22 protein-coding genes and 1 pseudogene are annotated in these 24,892 nt (G+C 38.4%); 17 read left to right on the forward strand and 6 right to left on the reverse strand.

Annotated elements, in window-relative coordinates:
* The first annotated feature begins 2 nt into the window (after positions 1 to 2).
* The gene (locus FAZ25_RS05815; RefSeq protein ID WP_192269184.1) at positions 3 to 1,430 is read left to right on the forward strand and encodes a polysaccharide biosynthesis C-terminal domain-containing protein; all 1,428 of its coding nucleotides are present in this window, start codon (positions 3 to 5) and stop codon (positions 1,428 to 1,430) included.
* Positions 1,423 to 2,355, forward strand: a complete 933-nt coding sequence (locus FAZ25_RS05820) for a glycosyltransferase family 2 protein (protein ID WP_192269186.1) — start codon at positions 1,423 to 1,425, stop codon at positions 2,353 to 2,355. Before FAZ25_RS05815 ends, FAZ25_RS05820 begins: the two co-directional genes overlap by 8 nt.
* A 209-nt stretch (positions 2,356 to 2,564) precedes the next feature.
* Here the strand turns inward: FAZ25_RS05820 and FAZ25_RS05825 are convergent.
* Positions 2,565 to 3,374: pseudogene (locus FAZ25_RS05825) on the reverse strand (IS3 family transposase); the annotation flags it as partial.
* 17 nt (positions 3,375 to 3,391) lie between these two features.
* Positions 3,392 to 3,667 carry a transposase gene (locus tag FAZ25_RS05830; RefSeq protein ID WP_012304996.1) on the reverse strand — a complete coding sequence of 92 codons (276 nt, stop codon included), beginning with the start codon at positions 3,665 to 3,667 and terminating at the stop codon, positions 3,392 to 3,394.
* 243 nt (positions 3,668 to 3,910) lie between these two features.
* Between FAZ25_RS05830 and FAZ25_RS05835 the strand changes: the two genes are divergently transcribed.
* The 5 genes from FAZ25_RS05835 (at position 3,911) to rfbD (ending at position 8,613) form a co-directional block, all read left to right on the forward strand.
* On the forward strand, positions 3,911 to 5,062 hold the full coding sequence (locus FAZ25_RS05835; protein WP_192269187.1) for a glycosyltransferase family 2 protein: 1,152 nt from the start codon (positions 3,911 to 3,913) through the stop codon (positions 5,060 to 5,062).
* Between the two features lie 57 nt (positions 5,063 to 5,119).
* The gene (gene rfbA / locus FAZ25_RS05840) at positions 5,120 to 5,992 is read left to right on the forward strand and encodes a glucose-1-phosphate thymidylyltransferase RfbA (RefSeq protein WP_192269189.1); all 873 of its coding nucleotides are present in this window, start codon (positions 5,120 to 5,122) and stop codon (positions 5,990 to 5,992) included.
* A gap of 20 nt (positions 5,993 to 6,012) precedes the next feature.
* Entirely contained in the window at positions 6,013 to 6,606 is a 594-nt protein-coding gene (locus FAZ25_RS05845) for a dTDP-4-dehydrorhamnose 3,5-epimerase family protein (protein ID WP_192269191.1), read from the forward strand.
* Positions 6,607 to 6,679: 73 nt separating this feature from the next.
* The gene (gene rfbB / locus FAZ25_RS05850) at positions 6,680 to 7,717 is read left to right on the forward strand and encodes a dTDP-glucose 4,6-dehydratase (RefSeq protein ID WP_004903312.1); all 1,038 of its coding nucleotides are present in this window, start codon (positions 6,680 to 6,682) and stop codon (positions 7,715 to 7,717) included.
* A gap of 56 nt (positions 7,718 to 7,773) precedes the next feature.
* On the forward strand, positions 7,774 to 8,613 hold the full coding sequence (rfbD, locus tag FAZ25_RS05855; RefSeq protein WP_192269192.1) for a dTDP-4-dehydrorhamnose reductase: 840 nt from the start codon (positions 7,774 to 7,776) through the stop codon (positions 8,611 to 8,613).
* Positions 8,614 to 8,664: 51 nt separating this feature from the next.
* Here the strand turns inward: rfbD and FAZ25_RS05860 are convergent, their stop codons facing one another.
* The 3 genes from FAZ25_RS05860 to FAZ25_RS05865 form a co-directional block, all read right to left on the reverse strand.
* Positions 8,665 to 10,359 carry an oleate hydratase gene (locus tag FAZ25_RS05860; protein WP_192269194.1) on the reverse strand — a complete coding sequence of 565 codons (1,695 nt, stop codon included), beginning with the start codon at positions 10,357 to 10,359 and terminating at the stop codon, positions 8,665 to 8,667.
* A gap of 44 nt (positions 10,360 to 10,403) precedes the next feature.
* Positions 10,404 to 10,532: a hypothetical protein gene (locus FAZ25_RS09670; RefSeq protein ID WP_004903304.1), complete on the reverse strand. Its 129-nt coding sequence runs from the start codon at positions 10,530 to 10,532 to the stop codon at positions 10,404 to 10,406.
* A gap of 91 nt (positions 10,533 to 10,623) precedes the next feature.
* A complete protein-coding gene (locus FAZ25_RS05865; RefSeq protein ID WP_192269196.1) occupies positions 10,624 to 11,181 on the reverse strand; it encodes a TetR/AcrR family transcriptional regulator C-terminal domain-containing protein in 558 nt (185 codons plus the stop codon).
* 153 nt (positions 11,182 to 11,334) lie between these two features.
* Here FAZ25_RS05865 and FAZ25_RS05870 point away from each other — a divergent pair, with 153 nt between their 5' ends.
* The 4 genes from FAZ25_RS05870 (at position 11,335) to FAZ25_RS05885 (ending at position 16,619) form a co-directional block, all read left to right on the forward strand.
* Positions 11,335 to 12,396 carry an aspartate aminotransferase gene (locus tag FAZ25_RS05870; RefSeq protein WP_192269198.1) on the forward strand — a complete coding sequence of 354 codons (1,062 nt, stop codon included), beginning with the start codon at positions 11,335 to 11,337 and terminating at the stop codon, positions 12,394 to 12,396.
* A 10-nt stretch (positions 12,397 to 12,406) separates the two neighbouring features.
* On the forward strand, positions 12,407 to 13,843 hold the full coding sequence (locus FAZ25_RS05875) for a deoxyribodipyrimidine photo-lyase (protein WP_192269201.1): 1,437 nt from the start codon (positions 12,407 to 12,409) through the stop codon (positions 13,841 to 13,843).
* Between the two features lie 86 nt (positions 13,844 to 13,929).
* Entirely contained in the window at positions 13,930 to 15,267 is a 1,338-nt protein-coding gene (locus FAZ25_RS05880) for a threonine/serine exporter ThrE family protein (protein ID WP_192269204.1), read from the forward strand.
* Between the two features lie 260 nt (positions 15,268 to 15,527).
* Positions 15,528 to 16,619, forward strand: coding sequence for a GntR family transcriptional regulator (locus FAZ25_RS05885; protein ID WP_192269207.1), 1,092 nt, complete (start codon positions 15,528 to 15,530; stop codon positions 16,617 to 16,619).
* Positions 16,620 to 16,676: 57 nt separating this feature from the next.
* Here FAZ25_RS05885 and FAZ25_RS05890 read toward each other — a convergent pair whose 3' ends face one another.
* On the reverse strand, positions 16,677 to 17,594 hold the full coding sequence (locus FAZ25_RS05890) for an IS30 family transposase (protein WP_192269210.1): 918 nt from the start codon (positions 17,592 to 17,594) through the stop codon (positions 16,677 to 16,679).
* A 311-nt stretch (positions 17,595 to 17,905) separates the two neighbouring features.
* On the opposite strand from FAZ25_RS05890, the gene araA reads away from it, so the two are divergent.
* The 6 genes from araA to msrA all read left to right on the forward strand — a co-directional run bounded on the left by araA (position 17,906) and on the right by msrA (position 24,881).
* Positions 17,906 to 19,330 (forward strand): L-arabinose isomerase, encoded by a 1,425-nt coding sequence (gene araA, locus FAZ25_RS05895; protein ID WP_192269213.1) that lies wholly within the window; start codon positions 17,906 to 17,908, stop codon positions 19,328 to 19,330.
* An 11-nt stretch (positions 19,331 to 19,341) separates the two neighbouring features.
* Positions 19,342 to 20,721: a sugar porter family MFS transporter gene (locus FAZ25_RS05900; RefSeq protein ID WP_192269822.1), complete on the forward strand. Its 1,380-nt coding sequence runs from the start codon at positions 19,342 to 19,344 to the stop codon at positions 20,719 to 20,721.
* A gap of 96 nt (positions 20,722 to 20,817) precedes the next feature.
* Positions 20,818 to 22,440 (forward strand): xylulokinase, encoded by a 1,623-nt coding sequence (locus FAZ25_RS05905; RefSeq protein ID WP_192269216.1) that lies wholly within the window; start codon positions 20,818 to 20,820, stop codon positions 22,438 to 22,440.
* Between the two features lie 4 nt (positions 22,441 to 22,444).
* A complete protein-coding gene (locus FAZ25_RS05910) occupies positions 22,445 to 23,167 on the forward strand; it encodes an L-ribulose-5-phosphate 4-epimerase (RefSeq protein ID WP_192269219.1) in 723 nt (240 codons plus the stop codon).
* Positions 23,168 to 23,333: 166 nt separating this feature from the next.
* Positions 23,334 to 24,287: a ketopantoate reductase family protein gene (locus FAZ25_RS05915; RefSeq protein WP_036058586.1), complete on the forward strand. Its 954-nt coding sequence runs from the start codon at positions 23,334 to 23,336 to the stop codon at positions 24,285 to 24,287.
* 69 nt (positions 24,288 to 24,356) lie between these two features.
* Positions 24,357 to 24,881 (forward strand): peptide-methionine (S)-S-oxide reductase MsrA, encoded by a 525-nt coding sequence (gene msrA, locus FAZ25_RS05920; protein ID WP_004903281.1) that lies wholly within the window; start codon positions 24,357 to 24,359, stop codon positions 24,879 to 24,881.
* Positions 24,882 to 24,892 lie beyond the last annotated feature (11 nt).

A 24,892-nucleotide genomic window follows, 5' to 3' on the forward strand; every position in this document is an offset into this window, starting at 1 on the left:
AAATGAGTAAAATTATTAAAAATGCGCTTTACCAAGGTATGTTTCAGGTATTATCTGTATTGTTACCGCTAATTACTGTTCCTATTGTTTCACACAGAATAGGTCCTAATGGATTGGGATTATTTAACTACTCTAACTCAATTGTAAATTATTTTGTTCTCTTCGCAGGTTTAGGGCTAGTCTCGTATGGAGTCAGAGAAATTGCGGCAGTACGCGACAACTTAGAAATGATGAAACAGACATTTTGGGAACTAGAGTGGTTCAACATAGTTTTTTCACTAATAGCCACTGTAGTGTATATTATCTTGTCTTTCTTTTTATCGAATTCTTGGATTTATCATATTCAGTTATTAATAATGTTGGGTACTGTTTTGGATATTTCATGGTTTTTTGCAGGTATCGAAGACTTCAAGCTGGTGAGTTTAGTTAGTATATTTGTTAAACTTGTATCATTTTTTTTGATTATAACATATATTCAAAGTAGTGAAGATTTACCTTTTTATGTAATGATTGTATCTATGAGTTCCTTATTAAGTCAGTGTGTTTTTTGGCCTATAGCAATAAAAAAAGTAGGTTTTAGAGTAATACCTATTAAGAAAGCTTTTAGACACTTTAGAGGGGCATTATCTTTTTTTACTGGACGTATAGCTTCTACTGTTTATACCAATTTAAACAAGACACTTTTGGGCTTATTAACTTCCGTCTCGATGGTGGCATATTTCTCTAATTCTGTGTTAATAATTAATGTAATAGTTACTATGTTAACAACTATTGATACGGTTTTATTGCCCAGAATGACTAACATGGTTTCAAAAAATGAAGAGAATTCTATGATTCTGTTGTTAAAAAAGTCAATTCATTTAGAATTATTTTTAACAATTCCAATGATGTTTGGTTTAATTGCTATTGCTCCCAAATTTGTATTCTGGTTCTTTGGGGTGAAATTTTTAATGGTCGAACAATTGCTAATTTGGATGTCTATATTATTAGTTATTATACCTTTGAGCAGCGCCGTCGTCCGGCAGTACTTAATGCCAAAAGGAAAAATGAAAGAGTATAATTATTCAATGCTTTATAGTGCTTTAGTAAGCATTATATTAGACATTATTTTAATTCCATTGATTGGAATTTTTGGAGCAGTTATAGCAACTCTAGTGGCAGAATTTTTAGTTTCAGGAATCAGAGTGTATTATTTGGTAAGGGACACAGATTTTAATTTTGATTATGTGGAATTAGTGAAATATTTAATCTCGGGAATTTTGATGCTTATAACAGTGCGTTTTGTAACTAATTCCATGGTTCCAACAATGTTAACTACTTTGCTACAAGTTTTACTGGGTGCAACGTCTTACGTACTAGTATTAATATTGACCCAATCAAAATTAATAACTTATTTTTTGCACATACTGAGGAGAAAATTAAATGGTTAAAAGCCCATTACTGACTATTGTTGTTACAACCTATAAACGGGACATTTTTTTGGAATTGGCACTCAGCAAAATACTAGAACAAAATTATGATTCCCTTGAAATTATCGTAATTGATGACAATCCTAATCAAAACTCAAATAGTACTGAAAAAATTGTGAATGAATTTGTAGGTAAAAATAATGCTCAAATAAAATACATAAAAAATAAAAAAAATATTGGTATATCGAATGCACACAAGTTAGGTTTTTCTGAATCTCGGGGAAAATACATTGTTTTTCATGATGATGATGATTATTATACTAATGCAGATTGGCTTACTAAAGCTGTTAATATAATGATGGCTGACCCCGAACTAGCTTTTGTCGGTGCAAGAAGTTTTGCATTTACGGAGGATGAGAAAAGAGAAGATAACTTATCATGCTTTGGAAAAATAACCAGCAAAGAGTATTTAAAAAACTTTACAACAATTGGTAAGCCGTTATCTACATTCGCAGCTGTTTTCGATACTAGCAAACTAGAAGCAGCTAAATTTAATAATATGTTAATTTCAAATGATACGACTATCTATTTAAGAGCTTTACTATATGGTGGAGGATATCTATTGAATGAGTACATCGGTATGTATCGTGTTCATAAAAATAGTTTAACCAAAACAATAGATGCCGATACTTTATTACTACATATTGATGAAAAAGAATTGCTGCTTTCTGAATTAAAGTGGGATTCCTCAGAAAAAAATGATTTTTATTTTAATCAATCAAAAATGAATTTGGGTTATTATATTTTACGCAATGACAATCCAAATTATAGAAAAGTATTTGGGTGGATTAATAAAAAGCCAAGAAAAAATCGTAACAAATTGAGGCTTATTGTCATTAAATTTGTTGTAAAAAAATTCATGTTTCAACTTTTAAAAATTAAGTAAAAATTATAATATTGATTTACAGATGTCAACTTAGGAACTTTATTGTTTAATTATTATCTAAGATTTAGTATTTGAGAAGTAAAGGGGATTTTGTAACACCTGCGTAATGTTTTGTAAGCGACAACATCGTATACTTAGGTATATAGACACAAAAACAATATGCTCATAAGTCAATAAATCGGACTATTTTTTATCTAGGGCTGAACTGATTAGGCTACTTTCATGTTTCGATTGGCGAGACTGATTCTTTCGTCGTTGAACCATTGAATATATTTGGACACACCTAAAATTAGATGAGCAATCGATGGAAAACGGAATTGATAAATCATTTCACGCTTTAATAGAGAGTGAAAACTTTCAATTTTGGCGTTATCATATGGATACCCTAACTTTGAATACGAATGATCAATTTTATGTCGATTTAACAAATTTTCAAAGCCAAAACTAGTAAACTGACTGCCCATGTCAGTGTGTAAATAATTTGGTTTTTTATGAGTTGATAGCGCTCTTTGTAGTGTTGTAACTACTAATTTGGTATCCATCGTGCCACTGATTTGATGGGCTAATATCTTATGTGTTCGTAGATTTAAAACTGACGCTAAATACACCCACTGACCATTGCTTAACTTTAAATAAGTGATGTCCATACTCCAGACATTGGCGTCTTGTAACTTTCTGATTAAGTTTGGCCGTTGAATATAATCAACTGTTGTCGTTGGTTTGTTAAACCGTCGACTCATGACAGAGTGTATACCAGCTTCTCGCATTAAGCGACGAATTCGGTTGGTACCATGATGTAAATTCAGATCAGCCAATGCTAATCGCAAACGTGGCGCCCCATAAGCTTTGTAGTTATTTTGCCAAATTTCACGTAATAAAGCTTTTAAAATAGTGTCTTCTCGTTGACGATGGCTTTCAGTATAGTGAACCCAATCAAAGTAGGTGCTTTTGGGTATTTTGAGTAGACGAAGCACCATCATGAGTTTAAAATGCTGTTTTAGCAATGATTGGACAATAGGAAAATGGGTCTTACGTTTTACTTGCGATGTTCGCCCAGCAAAACGGCCGCAATTTTTAAAATTTCGTTTTCTTCCTTGAGTCGCGCGATTTCTTTCTGCATTGCATTAAATTTGGCACGAGTCACTTGGTTGCCATTCATGTCAGTCCCAACGATTTGGGCTTTTTTGACCCAACCCGTAACCGTTTGTACAGCCAAATGATATTCATTGGCCAGCGAATTAGCAGAACGACCCTCGTTGTACAAGGCAACAATTGATGATTTAAATTCAGTTGCGTATCTCTTAGCTTTCATAATAAAAAACTCCTATACTTGATTATCTCGGATTATGCCCTAGAAATAAAGCAGTCCGGATTTTCAGTATACGAGCAATATTAAAATGTTCGAATTCCTAATTTTATGTAGAAATAAGGTTATGTCATTATTAAAGAATATTTTTTGATATGAATCTCCATGTTTTTGTACGAGAAAAAAATATTCTATCAGGCAGGATATGCATTTTAATTGTACTATGTTAGGATTTGGGAGAGACTGAGAATGAATCAAGATGAATTTAAAGTATCAGTTGTTATAGCACACTACAATGCTGGAAATTATATCAGAAAAGCGCTCGACTCTCTGGTCAGACAGACGATGAACCAAGATGATTTTGAAGTAATTATTGTTGATGATAAGAGTACCAAGCCATTAGATATTATTCAGGAATATGAGTCTAAAATTAAGCATTTGCGAATAGTTGTCGAAGAGCAGAATCATGGTTATCCAAGCATTCCAAGAAATCATGGGATAGCAAAAGCACATGGGACATTTATCATGCTTATGGATCAAGATGACAATTTGGCGGATGACACCTTGTTGACTTTTGTTGAATTTGCTGGCGATGATTCTGATGTCATTATTGGCAAATACGCCGAAGGCAAAATGTACAACGGTACGCAGATTCCCTTTAAAAACGGCATGAACATCAAAGACGCGAGCATCATCACGGATCATATTCTCAGCACGTTAGCACCCCATAAGATGTATCGACGGGCGATGTTAAATCAATATGATGTTAGATTCCCTGACAGTAGTTATATTCCAGTCGAAGAAGATCAAGTTTTCAATATGAAAGCCTATTCTGTTTCGAGAAAGATTTCCATCTTAGCAGATAAAGATTACTATTATTGGAACCAACGAGAAGACTTTGGTAATCTCGGCAAGAGTTCAAGTTATACCTACAATGAACCTTGGAAATATCTCAACATCTTATCAGAGGTATTCAATATTATTGAGGCGTCTCCTAATTGGCCTTTGGCACAGCAATCTAAGCTCAAGGCAATGTATATTGGTCGACTATTTAATAGCTCATATACAACTGTGATAGAGATTATTAAGCTTCAGAAAAATGAACAAGAGAGAGAAACGATAATTGCTGGTTTGAGAAAAATAATCAATGAGCGTATGGATTCACAAAGTATTAGCGAAGTTCGCCAAGAATCGCGATGGATGGTTCTGGGAATTAAGTATGGTATGAACGATGAGGAATTATCGAACTTAGAGACAGAATTGTTTTCAGGCGAGAAATCAGTGGTGCAGAACATACAATGCATCAATGGCGAGACAGTGAAAAATCTGTCAATCCATGGACGAATATGTGCAATTCCAGTTGACTTTCTAAAGAAAGCAAAGACGCTTGGTTCGAACTAAGTTAATGGACACCATTCTTTGATGTAAAATGCGTCAGCATATATAAGGAGAGAAGAAATGAAAGGCATTATCCTAGCCGGAGGTTCCGGCACGAGACTTTATCCAATCACCAAGGCAACAAGTAAGCAGTTGGTGCCAATTTATGATAAGCCAATGATTTATTATCCATTGTCTGTTTTGATGTTAGCTGGTATTCAAGATATTCTGTTGATTTCGACGCCAGAATATCTTGAACAGTTTGAAGCCTTATTTGGTGATGGACATGCGCTTGGTTTGAATATCACTTACGCTGTTCAAGAAGAACCGAGAGGTTTAGCTGATGCATTCATTGTTGGTGCCGACTTTATTGGTTCGGATTCAGTAGCGTTAATATTAGGGGATAACATTTTCTATGGTGCTGGGTTATCTGAAAAATTGCAGGAAGCAACACAGAAGAAAATTGGCGCGACAGTATTTGGGTACCAAGTTGCTGACCCAGAACGTTTTGGTGTGGTAGAATTTGATAGTAGTGGTAAAGCAATCGCCATTGTAGAAAAACCAGCACAACCAAAATCCAATTATGCCATAACCGGTTTGTACTTCTATGATAACGATGTTGTTCATATTGCAGCAAATGTGAAGCCCTCTGAGCGTGGCGAAATTGAAATTTCGGATATTAACCAAGCATACTTAGAACGTGGTGATCTTGAGGTTCAAGTCATGGGACGCGGTTTTGCGTGGTTAGATACAGGGACACATGATTCATTATTGGAAGCATCATCATTTATTGCGACAATCCAAAAACAACAAAATCTTAAGGTTGCGTCGTTAGAAGAAATTGCTTATCGGATGGGCTACATTGGTTTATCACAATTAGAAAAACTTGCACAACCATTAAAGAAAAACGATTACGGGCAATATTTGCTTCGAGTTGTTGCTGAAGAATCATAATTAGAATAAAGGGCACAAAAATGACAGATCAATTTTTTGAAAAAGAACTTGCGGCAAGGAAAATTACTGATATTCCTGGTATGATTGAATTTGATATTCCAGTTCACGGGGACAACCGTGGTTGGTTCAAAGAAAATTTCCAAAAAGAAAAAATGGTACCGTTAGGTTTCCCAATAGATTTTTTTGCGGCGGATAAGCTACAAAATAATGTCTCGTTATCAAGACAAGGGGTTTTACGTGGCTTGCACGCTGAACCATGGGATAAATACATCTCTGTAGCCGATAATGGTAAGGTACTTGGGGCATGGGTTGACTTGCGTGAGGGCGAGTCATTTGGTCACGTCTACCAGACAGTGATTGATGCCAGTAAGGGTATTTTCGTTCCACGTGGTGTTGCGAATGGCTTTCAAGTATTAAGCGAGACGGTTTCATATTCATATCTAGTGAACGACTATTGGGCATTAGATCTCAAGCCAAAATATGCCTTTGTAAACTATGCAGATCCTACTTTAGGGATTGCATGGGATGATGTCGACAATGCTGAAGTAAGCGAAGCTGACAAAAATCATTCTATGCTGAAAGATGTGATGCCATTAACTGCAGAAAAATTATAATTGTAGTAAAATTTGTTGTTCTAACGTATAATGTAATAATAAGCAACACATTAGAACCTATCTAGGAGAAATCATGACTGACTATAAGAATATTTTGGTAACCGGTGGTGCCGGATTTATTGGTGCGAATTTTGTACGCTATATTGTTGAAGAACATCCTGACATCTTTGTGACTGTGCTTGATAAGTTGACTTATGCTGGGAATCGTGCGAATTTAGCTGGATTACCAGAAGACCGTGTTAAGCTCGTTGTTGGTGATATTGCCGACGCACCACTTGTTGATCAACTTGTTTCTGAGACTGATGCTGTCATTCATTATGCTGCCGAATCTCATAATGATAACTCATTGCAAGATCCATCACCATTCGTACAGACGAATATCATTGGCACCTATACATTACTTGAAGCAGTTCGTAAGTACAACAAGCGCTTCCATCATGTATCCACTGATGAAGTTTATGGTGATTTACCGCTTCGTGAAGACTTACCAGGGCATGGTGAAGGTGTTGGCGAAAAGTTCACCCCAGAATCACCATACCGGCCATCAAGTCCTTATTCATCAACAAAGGCAGGGTCTGATTTGCTTGTCCGTGCTTGGGTACGTTCATTTGGGGTCCAAGCAACAATTTCTAATACCTCTAATAACTATGGGCCATACCAACACATTGAAAAGTTCATTCCTCGTCAGGTAACTAGTATTTTAAGTGGCATTAAGCCAAAACTATATGGTAATGGTAAAAATGTCCGTGACTGGATTCACACATACGATCATGCTACAGCCGTATGGGCTATCTTAACCAAAGGTAAGATTGGTGAAACATATCTTGTTGGCGCTGATGGTGAGAAGGACAATATCACAGTGTTGCGTGCCATTCTCAAAGACATGGGCAAACCAGAAGATGATTTTGATTTTGTACAAGATCGTTCTGGTCACGATTTGCGTTACGCTATTGATGCTACAAAGATGCATGAAGAGCTCGGTTGGCAGCCTAAGTATACTGATTTTGCTAGTGGATTAGCACATACAATTCAATGGTATACTGACAATCAAGACTGGTGGCAAGCAGAAAAGGCTGAAGTTGAAGCCAAGTATGCTAAAAATAATCAATAAACGATACTGCAAAACTCACATCTTGTGAGTTTTTTGTCTAGGAGGAGAAAGATAATATGACGTACTTGATTACCGGAGCCAATGGGCAATTAGGACAAGAACTACAAAAGTTATGCAATGAACGTGATATAGATTTTGTTGCTTTTGATTCTAAGCAGTTAGATATTACTGATAGAGAAGCTGTATTTGAAGCTTTTGCGCGTGTACAACCTGATGTGGTATATCACGCTGCAGCTTACACAAAAGTTGACCTTGCTGAAGATGATGGCCGAACAGTGAACTGGCAAGTCAATGTTAATGGCACCAAGAATGTTGCCGATGCGGCACATCACTATCAGGCGAAATTGGTTGCTGTGTCAACAGATTATGTTTTTGCGGGGACAAGTGAAACAGCATACCAAGAAACAGATGCTGTTAACCCACAAAATGCTTACGGACGTGCCAAGTTAGCTGGCGAATTGGCAGTCACTGAGAGTGGTGCTGATGCCTATATTGTACGGACCAGTTGGGTATTTGGTGAGTTTGGTAATAATTTTGTTTATACCATGCAACGTCTGGCCAAAAGCCATCCACGACTGACCGTTGTTAACGACCAATTGGGACGACCAACTTGGACACGGACACTGGCTGAATTTATGTTATATCTTATTGATAATCAAGCAAACTATGGCATCTATCATTTGTCCAATGATGATGTTGCCACATGGTTTGATTTTGCGCGTGAAATATTGAAAGATCATGCAGTGACAGTTTCACCGGTTACCAGTGCAGAGTTTCCCCAAAAAGCGTACCGGCCAAAAAAGTCAGTCATGAGCTTAGACAAAGCAAAAGCCACTGGCTTTGAAATACCAACTTGGCGTAACGCATTAAGTATGTTTTTAGAAAGCATAAAATGAACCATTAAAAAAGCGACCAACGAAAAATTGGTCGCTTTTTTATTCTATTGCTCAGGCAAATAATTTTTTAGTTGCGCGTAGCAATGTTTTTATGTCACGATCATATCTTGGTGTGTCAACTAAGTGAGACATCGGGATACCAGCAAAATGATAGGCAGCAATTTCACCGGAACGAACAGCACTTTGTTCGGTAAAAATCATTTGGTAAGGTTGTTCCACAAATTCACCGGTAAAAGCCAAATTAGTTGCATGCTCGGGAATCACTTCTGGGCGGTCAATTTTAGCTCGATTATTGAACAAAGCTGAGGCATAAGGCATGTATACTGGAATGTTATTGATGACACTTGCTAATATATCATCTTCTTTCTCCTTGATATTGACAGGGCCGGAATCAACTGCTGAGAGGTGTGCAATCAGCTCGAGTAACATTTCCTTACCGGTCAATTCAATATAAGGCTTACCAAATAATGGGCTGTTGCGTCTTGGGTATAAGAAGTAACCCCAAAGAACTGTTTCATTAGGTTTTTGACTAGTGAAGTGGGGTTGGTGATGAACAACAATTGACATGTCAACGTCAATCTGATCTAGTGGTGTGATGGGGGTGGTAGATAAGAATGAATTCAGCGCATTACCAGGTAATTGCGTTGTGATACGCGTAATTTCATTTAATAGCAGATGGTCTTTAGTTGTCAAAGTAAAGCTAACCCATTCACTTGCATCACGGTTAGCAAAGAATTTATCAGGGTTACCCAGATTATAGAAATGCTCAGTAGCTTGGCGCCATAAGCTTGAAGCTGCACCGTAATCCATATTTTCTGGTGCCGGTGTGTCATAGTCACCAAGAGTTGCTGAATCAGTAATAGAACCATTGGTGAAAATGACAGCAGTATCGTCATCAATAGCGACATGTTCTTTTTGATTCGTTGCCGTGTTCACCATCTGTAGACCCGTGACAGTAATTTCATCGGTCATTGTCGTATCTTTAAATTCAAACGCAGTGACACGTCGATTAAGAATAATTTGGCAACCGTTAGCTTTCAGGTAATTGATTAGTGGCAGCATAATGCTTTCATATTGATTATAACGTGTTCGGTTAACACCAATTAAGTGTTCAATTTGTGTAAATTCATAAATCATTTGGTGCATATAACGCCGTAATTCTTGTGCTGAGCTACGTGTACGAAAGGCAAATGTCGTTTCCCACATGAACCAAAAGTTTGTTTCAAAGAAGTGCGAATCATCGGCAAAATAATCTGCAATAGTGACGTTATCTAGTTTTGTTTCTTCGTCATCAGGCATGAGAATTAATTGTGTTAATAATTTACGGTCTGCCTGATTAAAGCCTAATTTGCTAGCATTCAAAATGCCCTGACCAGGTTGCAACAAACGTGCTTTATCAAATGTCGGGTGCTTGGCATCAAAATCGCGTGTGTCCTCTGCCGCAGTCATATTAGGTTCGGTCATCGAAGGAATACGATCCAGTAGATCCATGAGGTCAACGTAAGTACGGTAATTTAACATACGACCACCACGAGCAAGATAACCTTTGGTATTAGATAATGGATGATTTTTATTCCAATAGTCGTCGACGACTGAATCAGTGGTATCCCCATCATTTGAACCATGTTGATCTAGCGCATAAAAGGTAATATTTTCTCCAGACCAGTGGCCTTCTTGAATTAAGTAGACAGCCGCCGCCATATTGGCTATACCGGCACCAATCATTACAGCTTTATTTTTACGCATAATCAATCTCCAATCTGATATTTTTTACAGGACAATATTATCGTTTAGCTCTCAAATTTCTTATAGCTATCCAAATCGTCACCTTTAAATAGTGATAATTTTTTAGCGGTATAACCACCATAGACTAGCAGAGAAACACAAGCTAAACCTAAAACGACAACGTACTTTTTCATAAAAATATCCACCTTTCAATTAGTAGGTCTTTCTAATGATTATTATAATCTTATCAGTAATAAATGTCTTTGGACGAAATAGCTTATTTGCCTAGTTGCTTGTGTGTTTATTTTTATTAATGATGAATTCAATGGTGCCATCCAGAATAGCTGTTGCGCGGGAGACTAATATATCTTTTGGTGTGTCGCAATCAGTCAGTAGCCATTTAATAATTTGCGATGCAATGGCGCTACCGTAAAAATCAACTAAATCTTGTGCGAGTAATGGTGTAACATCGTCATCGATGGTAACTACGACAGACTGCACCATTTGCGCGCCGAGTTCAAATAGAAAAGTTTCCAGTAAGTCACGTTGGTGTGAGTGTAATGCTTCCAGGCAAAGGGCTTTGTTTGCCAAGATGTAATTTAAAGCAATTGCATACTTTGCTGCCCAATTTTTAGCGGTAAGGTGATCTTGCACTTGTGAAATAATATCTTGTTCTAACGTCCAGCGTAAAAGATCATAAATATCACTAAAATGATAATAAAATGTATTACGATTAACTTGTGCTTTTGTAGCCAATGCGTCAATTGTAATTTTATCGAGTGCTGTTGTTTGAACAAGTGTTTTTAGAGCGAAAGCGAGATCTTTTTTCGCCTGTGTGGACATAACTAACTCCTTTAATCCTTGTAATTTCACGACGATTATACCAGTTTTTCTGGTTAGGCGTGTGATAAATGTTCTCAAAAGCGTCCAGCTTAACATGATATACTATTAACTAACATCTGCTAATGTGACATGGGGTCTAGATAAAGGAAAAATATGCTAAAACCGGCAAATTTGCAAGCACTCGTCTCACAATTAAATCACAGTAACGCTGATGCGCGACAGTATTTAGCTAATCTAGGAAATACAACAATTAGGCAACAAGAGTTAGTGGGTATCGAAAAATTAGTTCATTTGTTACCAGTTGAAACGTCGGCATTCAAAGCGGTCTATGTTGGCTACAGTGTGCCCAAGCTGAGTAAGGAATTTGACCTACTGTTATTTGGTGCTAATAATCAAATCATCAACGTAGAATTAAAAAGCGATGCCCATTACGCTGTTGAAAAAGTCAGAAAACAACTGGTTAATCATAAATATTACCTGATGAATATGTCAGATAATCTATCCCTGTATACCTACAATTCTGATGCCAATCGGGTGTATACGTTGCAAGACGATGACACATTAGAGAGTGTGTCAACCACCGACAAAGAAGCATTGTCAAGCACAAAGTTTTATCAAGATATCATTGCTTGTCAGCCTATAACATTGCCAAGTATTGACCAAGCGTTTAACCCAGATCAATATTTAGTCTCGCCTTTAGCGCAGTTAACCACATTTTTAAGTGGGCAATATCATTTACCGCATCACCAGCAGCTGATTCAATCAAATATATTGGCGGTTAAACATTCAGGTATATTTGCCATGAATATTGCTTCTAGTACTGGGAAAAACTTGATGCTATATGACACGGTAAAACTATTACAGACATCGTACCGTGTGTTAATTGTTCAAATCGGGTCATTGAATAGTGGACAAAGTTATTTGAGGAGAATCTATGGTTGGCAAATTTTACCTGAACGACAATTTTTCAAGAAAATTAAAAATAATCGTTTAGCCCATTTTGATGTGATTTTTATTGATGACGCGCAACGCCTTTCCGTCAAACACGCTAATCTTTTGGTGAAACATCAAGTTAATCAGCATTTACGTGTTTATTTGCTCGGGGATGTTAACCAAAAGGAACGTCAAAAATCACAGCGTGGTACATTTTTTGAAAGCATTAATCAACAACTGGTGGCCAATCAGGTCATCGAATTACAAGTATTAAACAAGTGAGGAGAGACAATTGAACAAAGTGAGTATAGTTTGGATCCGTCGCGATTTTAGAATCCAAGATAATTTAGCGCTTGCTGCGGCAACGGAGAACAGTGACAGCGTATTATTAGTATTCATCGTTGATCCAGAACAAATTGAAACTACGGCATCATTGAATCAAAGTGCTTTCTTTGCGAGTGCTAAAGCATTCCAAGCTAATTTAGAAAAAGAAAATATTCATTTACTGATTTTAAAAGGGACACCAGAATCACAATTTGAAAAATTAACAGCAGCTTTGCCAGAAATTTCTGATTTGTATTTTAACTTTGATGAGCGTGGCTATGGCAGGCAACGTGATCAACAAGTTGCACATCATTGTCAGGCGACCTTAGGCCTCAAAACGCATGCCTACATTGATTATAATTTGCACAGTGCCAATGAAATAAAAAAAGCAGATGGCGCAGGTTATCAAATATTCACACCTTACTTTAAGCGCTGGATAACCTTACCAAAACCAACGCCAGTTAAAGTGAGTGTGACTAGCCTGCAAGAAAAACAAATGGCCAATATTGAACCACTACATTTGCACCAAGAGGGCTTATTAACAAGCTTAATTAACGAAAAACATGACAAACAATTAGTTGGACAAGTTGGTGAGGCAAAAGCGCTACAAACTTTGAAAGATTTTATTCAGTCACATCTGGCTGAGTATGATACGCAACGCGATTTGCCATTTTTGGATGCAACGAGTCACTTATCTCGTTACCTGAGGACAGGGGAAATAGCGATTAGAACGATTTATCAAGCTGTCATCAATGAGCCAGAGAGTGAAGGGCAGCAGACCTTCATTAAGGAACTAGCATGGCGTGATTATTATAATATGATTTATGCTATGAATCCGCAGCAAAACACACAGTCATTACGACCTGAATTTCAGAAAATTGCTTGGCGAAATAACCATAATGATTTTTTGTTATGGCAAACAGGGCAGACTGGTTTTCCAATTGTTGATGCAGCTATGCGACAACTTAACCAAACGGGCTGGATGCATAATCGGTTACGCATGATTGTTGCATCATTTTTGACGAAAGATCTACTGATTGATTGGCGTTGGGGTGAGCAATATTTCCATGATCAATTACTTGATTATGAACCTGCCAGCAACATTGGTGGTTGGCAATGGGCAGCCTCGACCGGGACAGATAGCGTGCCGTATTTCCGAATCTTTAACCCAACACGACAATCACAAAAATTTGATCCAGATGGACAATTTATTAAACAGTTTGTGCCAGAACTATCACAAATTACCAATGATAAAATTCACGAGCCACAGTTGTTAACCGATTTAGAACAAAAAGAATTTCAAGTCACATTGGATAAAGATTATCCAAAACCTATGGTGACACATAAGCAGGCGAGATTACGTGCTATTGAAGCTTATGAGCAGAGTAAAGACACTGTAAAATAAGTATTTTTGTGACGGTTATTTTGTGATTTAGGGTTTTGTTGCGTGATACAATGAAAGTAATATAGGCTAAGGAGATTGGGTTGATCATGAGTCGTATGTTACTAAACAGACCAAATAATATGTTATTGGATTGGCATTTGCTACTAGATGATACCAGCAAAAATAGGCTAATTAAGGATGCCGCATTAAATGAAAAAGCGCTTGTTGTTGGACGTGTTGGCCTGATTTTACTTTCTTGTGGTACTGGTGCTTGGCGTGTCAGAGAAGCTATGAACAGTATTGCAACCAATCTTGGCATTATCTGCGTTGCCGATGTTGGTTTTACTAGTATTAACTTGAGTTGCTTTGATAGCGCTCGAGAGTCCTACTCGCAAACTTATGTTTTATCGGGAACAGGTGTCAATACTGATAAATTAAGTACAATAGATAAATTTGTTAAGCGTTTTGGGCAACAATTAGAAACACTAACGGTTGCTGGCGTTCACGATCAATTAGAAACAATCAACAAAAAGACAGCTAATTATAACCCCGTCATCAATGGCTTGGCTGCTGCATTGGCTTGTTCATGTTTTATTTTTTTACTTGGTGGTGGCATCCCCGAAATGATTGGTAGTTTCATTGGCGCTGGTGTTGGTAATTTGGTTAAAAGTTTGATGACCAGAAACCATTACTCCACGCTGATAAGTTTGGGAATTGCGGTAGCAGTTGCTGGTTTAGCGTATGTTGGAACGTTTCATCTCATGCGTATATTTATTGATTTACCGTTATCACATGAATCTGGTTATATTGGTGCGATGTTGTTTGTGATACCTGGTTTTCCTTTTATCACTAGTATGCTTGATATTTCTAAGTTAGACATGCGTTCTGGGATTGAACGTTTGAGCTACGCAACGATGATTACAGTGGTGAGTGCACTTGTGGGTTGGGTGATTGCCGCTTCAGCGAAATTCTATCCCGCCGATTTTGTGGTATTGCCACTAACGACAAATCAGATTATTATTTTACAGCTTATAGCTAGTTTTGGTGGCGTATTTGGTTTTTCAGTGATGTTCAATAGTCCAATTAACATTGCAATCACTGCTAGTTTGATTGGTGCTGTAGCCAATACAACGCGGTTAAGCCTGATTAGTTTGTATCACGTACAGCCAAGTTGGGCAGCCTTTATTGGGGCATTAATGGCGGGTGTCTTAGCTTCAATTGTCAATCATTATAAGGGTTACCCGCGAATTACCTTAACTGTGCCAGCAATTGTTATCATGGTACCTGGCTTGTACATTTATAAAGCAATCTACTATATTGGCTTTAATCAATTGGCGACAGGGCTACTATGGTTAAACAAGGCAATTTTGATTATATTATTTTTGCCGCTAGGGTTGTTTGTTGCAAGAAGTTTATTAGATTATAAATGGCAACACTTTAATTGAGTTGAACAGCGAAAAATCACTAGAAAGCGCCCGATAAATTGGCGCTTTTTTAATGATTTGATTGCCTGGTGGCTGCACTTAAATAGCACTAAAATGTTAAAAATAGCAGTACAAATTTGAAGTGTGATATTATTGAGAGAGTTTAAGTGTACATGCTTTGCACACGGCAACACAATAAAAGGGAGTGGAGCAAAATTATCAGGTGATGTGTTCTCGTCAATGCGGGGCAGCATTTTTAGAGTTTGTTCGTTAAGTAGGCTATGCCAAGTAAATATGAAACTGTAAAAAAAAATATATTAGATCAAATCGTCACGGGTGAGTTGCAAAAAGACCAAAAATTGCCGACTGAAAGTGAAATGATGGCAACGTTTTCTGTCAGTCGCTACACAATTCGACGCGCTATATCTGATTTAGAGAATGAAAATTATGTATACCGTATACAGGGTGGTGGATCCTTTGTGACTGATTGGCAAACACAGAGAACCCCGGATAAAATGCCCAGAGTTATCGGCATTTTGTCAACTCATGTTGCTTCTTATATTTTCCCTGCAATTATTGATGGTGCTGATCAAGTCATTAGTGATAGTGGTTTTTCACTCAGTTTGGCCAATACTCATAATCAACCTGCTAGGGAACGTACTGCGCTAATTAATTTAATGAGTCAAAATCTGGCGGGCTTAATCGTTGAACCGACTCAGAGCGCGATACCAACCCCAAATATTGATTTATATCAAAAATTACAGAAAATGGCGATACCAATTGTTTTTATCAATGCTGGCTATCAAAATGTTGCCGATGTTTCTGTCATCAGTGATGATAGTGAGGCGATTTATCGGGCGACCAACTATCTGATTAGTAAGGGCCATCATCGCATTGTTGGTGTATTTCAAGTTGATGATCAGCAAGGTGTCAATCGATTAGATGGTTATATGAAAGCCTATCAAGCACACTCGGCATTGTTAACTGACTGTATGCCGATGATGTATAAATCTGATGATGTTACCCAAGCATTACATCAAATTAATGAACTTGTTGTGCAATCACCGACAAAAAGACCAACCGCAATTATTGCGTACAATGATCAATTGGCTATTCGTATCATTGCAATGATTCATGATTTAGGCTTACGTGTGCCTGAAGATATTTCTGTGATGGGATTTGATGATTTCCAATTGTCACAGTATTTATCACCGCGGTTAACAACGATGACCCACGAAAAACAGAAAATGGGACAAGATGCAGCAAAGCTGTTGATTCAAAAAATTAATCATCACAAGGTTGCCTCAATTATCTACCGCCCAGAATTAATTGAACGTGATTCTGTCAAAGACTTAAGTGTTCACGATGATTAATTGTAAATAACTGTGTATTATGTTAAAAAAATAAATATAAGCGGTAGATTGCAAGAATTAACCGAACACTGCAAACTGCTGAAAAACCTTTCGTGGTGATTGCCAGTTGAGTGTTTTCATTGGTCTCGCATTGATCCAATGATTAATTTGATCTAATTCTTTGGCGCTAACTGTTTCAATTTTGCGTTCTTTCGGTATAAAACGACGGACGTATCGATTTAATATCTCATTACTCCCACGTTCTTCTGGTGAATATGGGTGCGCAAAATAGACTGGAATGCCTAGTTTTTGTTCGATTTCGTTATATTTTGCAAATTCTCGCCCACGATCAACAGTGATTGACTTGGCATTTTTGATCCCTTGAAAAAAATGAATTAAGACTGGTGTCACTGCCTGACTATTGCGCCCAGTGACCTGTCTCACGATATGTTGCCGGCTTAGTCTTTCAGTAATTGTCACCAGCACATCACCACGTCTTTTACCCGATTGCATGGTGTCAACTTCAAAATGTCCAAAGGTTTGTCGTGCTTTCACACTTTCAGGTCTCGTTTCAATCGAACGACCATGCACAAATACTTGTCGTCTACCATCAGATTGACGCTTTTGACGGATACCTTTGTCAGGTAAATCAGCCAATGATAGTTTGAGTCGACCAGCATTGAGCCAATTATAAATCGTTTTGAAAGGTAACCCTAAAACATGCGCAGCGGTTTCTGGTGACCCCTTCAATATACCAATGTGGTGATTCAAAAAGACAGCGATAGCTGGTGTTAGCGTGTCATGACGACCACGTAGATGACGTTTTTTCAATGCCAACGCATGAGCAATCTCAGCTTTATAGGGTGTAACTTGATGAATTTCAATCGAAACGGTTGAAGGAGAGCGTTTAATAAAGCGCGCAATGGCACGAATAGAATAATTCAATTCGAGTAAAGTTTGAATGACAGTGCGTTCTTGAGATGATAAACTAGTCATGAGTCGCAGTTCCTTTATGGTTGTTTTAGGCAATTACCATTAAAGGCGCTGCGGCTTTTTTATTCAAGTGTTCGGTTTAATTTTACAATCTACCAAGCTCATAAAAAAATAAAGTTTGGTGCCTTTCTGCGCATTAAGCTTTATTTTTTATCTATTTATTTATCAGATGAAAATATATATGTTTGACTTATACGGACAAATATCTTATAGTAACACTGTAAGCGTTTTCATTAATTGCTAAATTCTAGATAAATGGTGTTTTGATGAAAATAATTATTGAAACCACGCAAGAATAAGAGAGGATTTTCGAAATGTCAAATGTTAAAGAATACAAGTTTTGGTTTGTCACTGGCTCACAATTTTTATACGGACCAGAAGTACTGGAACAAGTCGCCGCAGATTCAAAGAAACTGGTTGCCGCGTTGAATGATTCTGGAAAATTACCTTATCCAGTTGAATTTAAAACAGTTGGTGTCACTGCTGAAAATATTACTGAGACAATGAAAGCAGCTAATTACGATGATTCTGTCGCCGGTATTATCACTTGGGCACACACTTTTTCACCTGCCAAGAATTGGATTAGAGGGACGCAACTACTTAACAAGCCATTACTACATTTAGCCACCCAAATGTTAGATAAAATCCCTTACGATACAATTGACTTTGATTATATGAATCTCAATCAATCTGCACATGGTGATCGTGAATATGCATTCATTAATGCACGACTTCGGTTGAACAATAAAATTATTTTTGGCCACTGGAGTGACCCAGCAATCCAAGAACAAATTGGCAAGTGGATGTCAGTGGCTGTGGCATACAATGAGAGTTTTAAAATTAAAATTGTTACATTCGCAGATAAGATGCGTAATGTTGCTGTGACTGACGGTGACAAAATTGAAGCCCAAATTAAACTGGGCTGGACTGTTGATTATTGGGGGGTTGGCGATTTAGTCGCTTATGTTGATGCAATAGATAGTCATACAATTGATGACCTTTATACAGCGTTACAGGATAAATATGACTTTGTCAGAGGTGACAATGACGCGGCAAAATATGAACATCATGTAAAATATCAGCTGCGTGAATACTTGGCCATTAAGCAATTTATGGATGAAAAGGGCTATTCAGGCTTTACAACAAACTTTGAAGATCTTGTCGGCCTAGAGCAATTACCAGGCTTAGCAGTGCAATTATTGATGGCTGATGGCTACGGTTTTGCCGGAGAAGGGGACTGGAAGACGGCAGCGTTGACACGACTACTTAAGATTGTTGGACATAATCAAGCAACAGCATTTATGGAAGATTACACATTGGATTTGCGTAAAGGTCACGAAGCAATCCTTGGTTCACACATGTTGGAGGTTGATCCGACAATTGCTTCCGACAAGCCACGTATTGAAGTACATCCGCTAGATATTGGTGGCAAAGCAGACCCAGCAAGATTGGTATTCACGGGTAGAGCCGGAGATGCAGTTGATATCACATTAGCTGACTATGGCGATGAATTTAAATTAATTAGTTATGATGTTACAGGAAATAAGCCGGAGGCAGAAACGCCATATTTGCCAGTAGCAAAGCAACTATGGACGCCAAAAGCTGGTTTGAAAGCTGGCGCAGAGGGGTGGTTAACAGTTGGCGGTGGCCACCATACCACATTAAGTTTTGCTGTTGATTCAGAACAACTCCGTGATTTGGCAAACATGTTTGGTTTAACGTATGTAAATATTCAGTAACGGTGACTATGATGACAAATCAATCAACAAAAAAAATTTCAAGTACGTATATCTATTTCTTTGGTGCATTTGGTGGGATTCTCTTCGGCTATGACATCGGTGTCATGACAGGCGCGTTACCATTTTTACAACGAGACTGGCATTTGACAGACGCTGGTGTCATTGGTTGGATCACTTCTGCTCTCATGCTAGGTGCTATCGCTGGTGGTGCTTTAGCTGGACAATTATCAGATAAGCTCGGGCGTCGACGTATGATCTTAGCGTCATCATTTGTATTTGCGATTGGTGCCCTTATGGCTGGCTTATCACCTCACAACGGTGTTGCTTGGTTGTTAATCGCACGTGTATTGCTAGGTATAGCTGTTGGTGCCGCTTCCGCATTGGTACCTTCTTATATGTCAGAAATGGCACCAGCCAAAACAAGAGGCCGGTTATCTGGATTGAATCAATTAATGATTGTCTCAGGGATGCTACTATCTTACATTGTCGATTTCCTACTGCAAGGATTGCCACATGGGATGGCGTGGCGTTTAATGCTTGGGTTGGCTGCTGTGCCGGCAATAATTCTCTTTCTTGGCGTGTTGAAGTTGCCAGAATCACCACGTTTCTTAGTAAAAATAAATGATTTAGCTGCAGCAAGACATGTTTTGACCTTTATTAGGCGAGATAATGAAATTGAACCTGAATTAGTTGAGATACAAAGAACAGTGTCAATGGAATCGAGCGCACAGAAAAACGTCACCTTAGCGACACTTTTCTCGAGTAAGTATCGCTATCTTGTAACCGCTGGTATTGGTGTTGCAGCTTTCCAGCAGTTCATGGGTGCTAATGCCATTTTCTACTACATTCCATTAATTGTTGAAAAAGCAAGTGGGCAAGCAGCATCTAGCGCATTATTATGGCCAATCGTACAAGGTGTGATTCTAGTGCTAGGCGCTATTCTATACATGGTTATTGCTGATAAATTTAAGCGACGGACTTTGTTGATGATTGGTGGTACAGTGATGGCGCTATCATTTCTTATGCCAGCAGTACTAAATGCTTTGGTAGGCGAACATCATTTACCACCAATGCTGATTGTTGTTTTCTTATCAATATTTGTGGCTTTCTACTCTTTCACTTGGGCACCATTAACTTGGGTATTGGTTGGCGAAGTCTTTCCCTTAGCTATTCGTGGCCGAGCAAGTGGCCTAGCTTCTTCGTTTAATTGGCTTGGTTCATTTGCGGTTGGTTTGTTATTCCCAATCATGACGGCAATGATGCCTCAGGCATCCGTCTTTGCTATCTTTGGTGTCATCTCAATTATTGCGGTATTGTTCATTAAATTTGCGGTACCAGAAACGCATGGTAGAACATTAGAAGAAATTGAAGCACAAGGTACAAACCATTAAAAAAACATGTGTTTATCTGAAACAAAATAATGCGCTAATCAGATAAAGACTATCTGGTTAGCGTTTTCAAATGAAAAAGTTTAGGAGAATAACAGCATGACAGCACAACAAATACAAGAAAAAGCCATTGCAACCGGACAGGTGGCATTAGGCGTGGAATTTGGATCGACAACAATTAAAGCAGTATTGACTACTAACAGCGGACTAACGATTGCTTCAGGCAGTTATGATTGGACAAACAATTTTCAAAATGGTCTCTGGACGTATAGCCTGGATGATGTTTGGCTAGGTTTACAGAGTGCCTATCGACAACTGAAAGCACAAGTTGAATCAAAATATGGCTTGAAACTTAAAAAAATCAAAACAATGGGTTTTTCAGCTATGATGCACGGCTACTTAGCATTCGATAATCAAGACACACTACTAGTTCCATTTCGTACATGGCGCAATGCGACAACTGGTCGGGCATCACGCGAATTGACCAAGTTATTTGGCTTTAACGTGCCACAACGATGGAGCATTGCACATTTGTATCAAGCTATCTTAAATCAGGAGACGCATGTTAAAAATATTAGTTATTTCACAACACTTGCAGGATATGTTCATTGGCAATTAACCGGTGAAAAAGTTTTAGGTGTTGGCGATGCCTCAGGGATGTTTCCTATCGATGCAGACACTGGTAATTATAATCAAAATATGATTGATCAATTTTCTCATTTGAAAGCGGTCCAACAATATCAGTGGCAGATACAAGATATATTACCAGAACCGCGACATGCTGGTGATATGGCGTGTCATTTAACAGCAGCAGGTGCTAAAAAGTTAGACCCAACAGGCGATTTAATGGCAGGTGTCATCGTGGCACCACCAGAAGGCGATGCCGGGACGGGTATGGTAGCGACCAATAGTACGCAAGTACGAACAGGTAACATTTCAGTGGGAACATCTATTTTTTCAATGATTGTTTTAGAAAAAAGTTTAAAGCATGTTTATAGTAATATCGATATCGTCACTACGCCAACTGGCTTACCTGTTGCCATGGTTCACGCCAATAATTCTGCCTCTGATTTAAATGCTTGGTCCAAACTGTTTGCGGAATTTGCAGGGATGATTGGTCAGAATTTATCAAACGCGGCCTTGTATCAAACCCTGTTCAATGCTGCTTTGAATGATGCTGATGCTGATGCTGGTGGTTTAACTGGTTATGGCTACTATTCCGGTGAAAACATTACTGCAGTACCGGAAGGACGACCATTATTAGTCAGACAACCAGACTCACATTTTACGATTGGCAATCTTATGCGTTTACATATCTTTAGTGCATTCGGTGCGATTAAAATTGGCATGCGGATTTTAGCAGATGAAAACGTACTAACCGATAATATTGTGGCTCAAGGCGGTGTGTTTAAAACACCAATTGTGGCTCAAAAATTGTTAGCAGCAGCACTCAACACAAACATTACTGTGATGGCCAATGCTGGTGAAGGTGGGCCGTGGGGAATGGCTATTTTGGCACTTTATGCAGCCAATAAATTAGGCGGTCAGACACTAGATGATTATTTAGCAAAAAACATATTCGCTGAAACTAAAGCACAAACACTCGCGCCAGAACCACGTGATGTTGCAGGATTTGAAGAATTTATGACACGTTATATTGATGGCCTACAAATTGAGTTAACCGCCATTAAAGCATTGCCTAGTAATCAAATAAAGGAGTAAGCAGATGTTAGAAGTATTAAAGCAGCAAGTATATGAAGCAAATATGGCATTACCGCAGAATAATTTAGTGACATTAACTTGGGGCAATGTGTCTCAAATTGACAGAGAAAAAGGGTTGTTTGTCATTAAACCAAGTGGCGTGGATTATGATGCATTACGGCCAGAGGACATGGTCGTTGTTAATTTGGCAGGTGAAGTTGTCGAAGGAGAAATGAACCCATCGAGTGATACACCGACGCATGCTTTCCTATATCGGCATTGGCAACAATTAGGTGGCATTGTGCATACGCATTCTAAGTGGGCAGTTGCTTTTGCACAGGCAGGGATACCCATTCCTGCAGCAGGCACAACCCATGCTGATACTTTTTATGGTGATGTGCCTGTAGCAGATAGATTGACGAAAGAAGAAGTCGGCGGTGATTATGAATTAAATACAGGCTACTCAATTGCGCGTGTTTTTGACCGCGAAAAAATTGATCCAATGGCATTACCAGGTGTTTTGACAAACGATCATGGACCCTTTACTTGGGGTGTAGATGCACAAGATGCTGTTCATAATGCTATCGTACTTGATGTTGTGGCAGAAATGGATTATCACACGATGCAGCTCAACCCTTCGCAAGACTTACATGTGCCACAGTATCTTCTCGATCGCCATTATTTTAGGAAGCATGGTAAGGGTGCCTATTACGGCCAAAAGAACAGCAATAAGGTGTCATCAAAATAAGCAATTTAGGATACGAGGTGTTAGGAGCGACAATAGTTACACATTACGGTGACGCATGACGACTATCTCTTCTGATTTACAGTATGGTAAAATCAAGGTAATGCATTTTATACAATTGATACTTATAGTAAACGGAGGCACACAAGGTAGTCGTGTGAATAATAATATGAAAATAGCTATTGCAGGATTTGGTGCACTTGGTGCACGATTAGGTGTCATGCTCCAGGCTGGTGGCCATGAGGTTACCGGGATTGATGGTTGGCCGGCACATATTGCTGCTATTAATACAAAAGGTTTAACAGTCGTTAAAGATAATGATGCACCACAAAAGTATTTTGTACCAGTTATGCCGGCAAGTGAAGTGACAGGCACATTTGATTTAATTATTTTACTCACTAAAACACCACAACTAGACCGCATGTTAACAGATATTCAGCCTATTATAACGGATACTACAAAATTATTGGTATTATCAAACGGTTTGGGTAATATTGAAGTGATGGCAAAGCACGTGTCGCGCCATCAAATTTTGGCTGGCGTCACATTATGGACATCGTCACTAATAAAGCCAGGTGAAATACATGTTACTGGTAGTGGCTCTATTAAATTACAAGCAATTGGCGATGCTGATGTCCAAAGTATAGCGGATGCTTTGAATCAGGCTGGCTTAAACGCCGAAATTACCCCAGATGTGATGACAGCAATTTGGCATAAGGCAGGTATCAACGCGGTGCTCAATCCTTTATCCGTGTTGTTAAATGCAAATATTGCTGAATTTGGCACAGCTGGCAATGCCATGGATCTAGCGTTGAATATTCTAGATGAGATGAAGCAAGTTGGTGCGTCACAAGGCATTAAAGTTGACGTTAGTGGTATTATGACGGACTTGAGTCAGTTACTTAAACCAGAAAATGCAGGTAACCATTTTCCGTCAATGTACCAAGATATTCAAAATGGTAAACATACTGAAATTGATTTCTTGAATGGTTACTTTGCCAAGATAGGACACCAATCTGGCATTCCGACACCTTTCAATGCCTTAGTGACACGGTTAATTCATGCCAAGGAAGATATTGAACGTGTTAAATTAGCAAAACAGCAAGAAAACTTTGAAATTTGATTTCGATTATAGTATCATGAAGAGAAAATAATTTTTCTCTTTTTTATCATCTACAAGGAAGTAATGAATATGACAGATAATATTGAAACAGCAATTTTTGCGGGCGGATGTTTCTGGTGCATGGTCCAGCCATTTGATTCATTACCAGGCATTGAAAAAGTGCGCTCTGGATATACCGGTGGTCATACTGAAAATCCAACATATGAAGATGTTTTGTCGCATACCACTGGTCATACTGAGGCCGTAAAAATTTGGTTTGATCCAGCAATCATGAGTTATGAAGAACTGGTCTCGATTTATTGGGAACAAACAGATCCAACCGATGCCATGGGACAATTTCAAGACCGTGGTGATAATTATCGACCAGTGATTTATGTTGCTGACGAACAACAACGCCAGATCGCTGAAAAGTCCAAGGCAGCTTTGGCAGCCTCAGGTCGCTTTGATGAGCCAATTGTGACAACAATTGAGTCAGCAAAACCTTTTTATGAGGCGGAAGAATACCACCAAGATTTCTATAAAAAAGATCCGAACCGAGAGGCGCTAGCGATGAGACAACGCGCTGCATTTCAAGCGGATAAATGGGGCAAGTAATCGACAGCCAA

Origin of the sequence: Leuconostoc sp. LN180020 (genome assembly GCF_014844115.1) — a bacterium.
In the GTDB taxonomy this organism is placed as follows: domain Bacteria; phylum Bacillota; class Bacilli; order Lactobacillales; family Lactobacillaceae; genus Leuconostoc; species Leuconostoc citreum.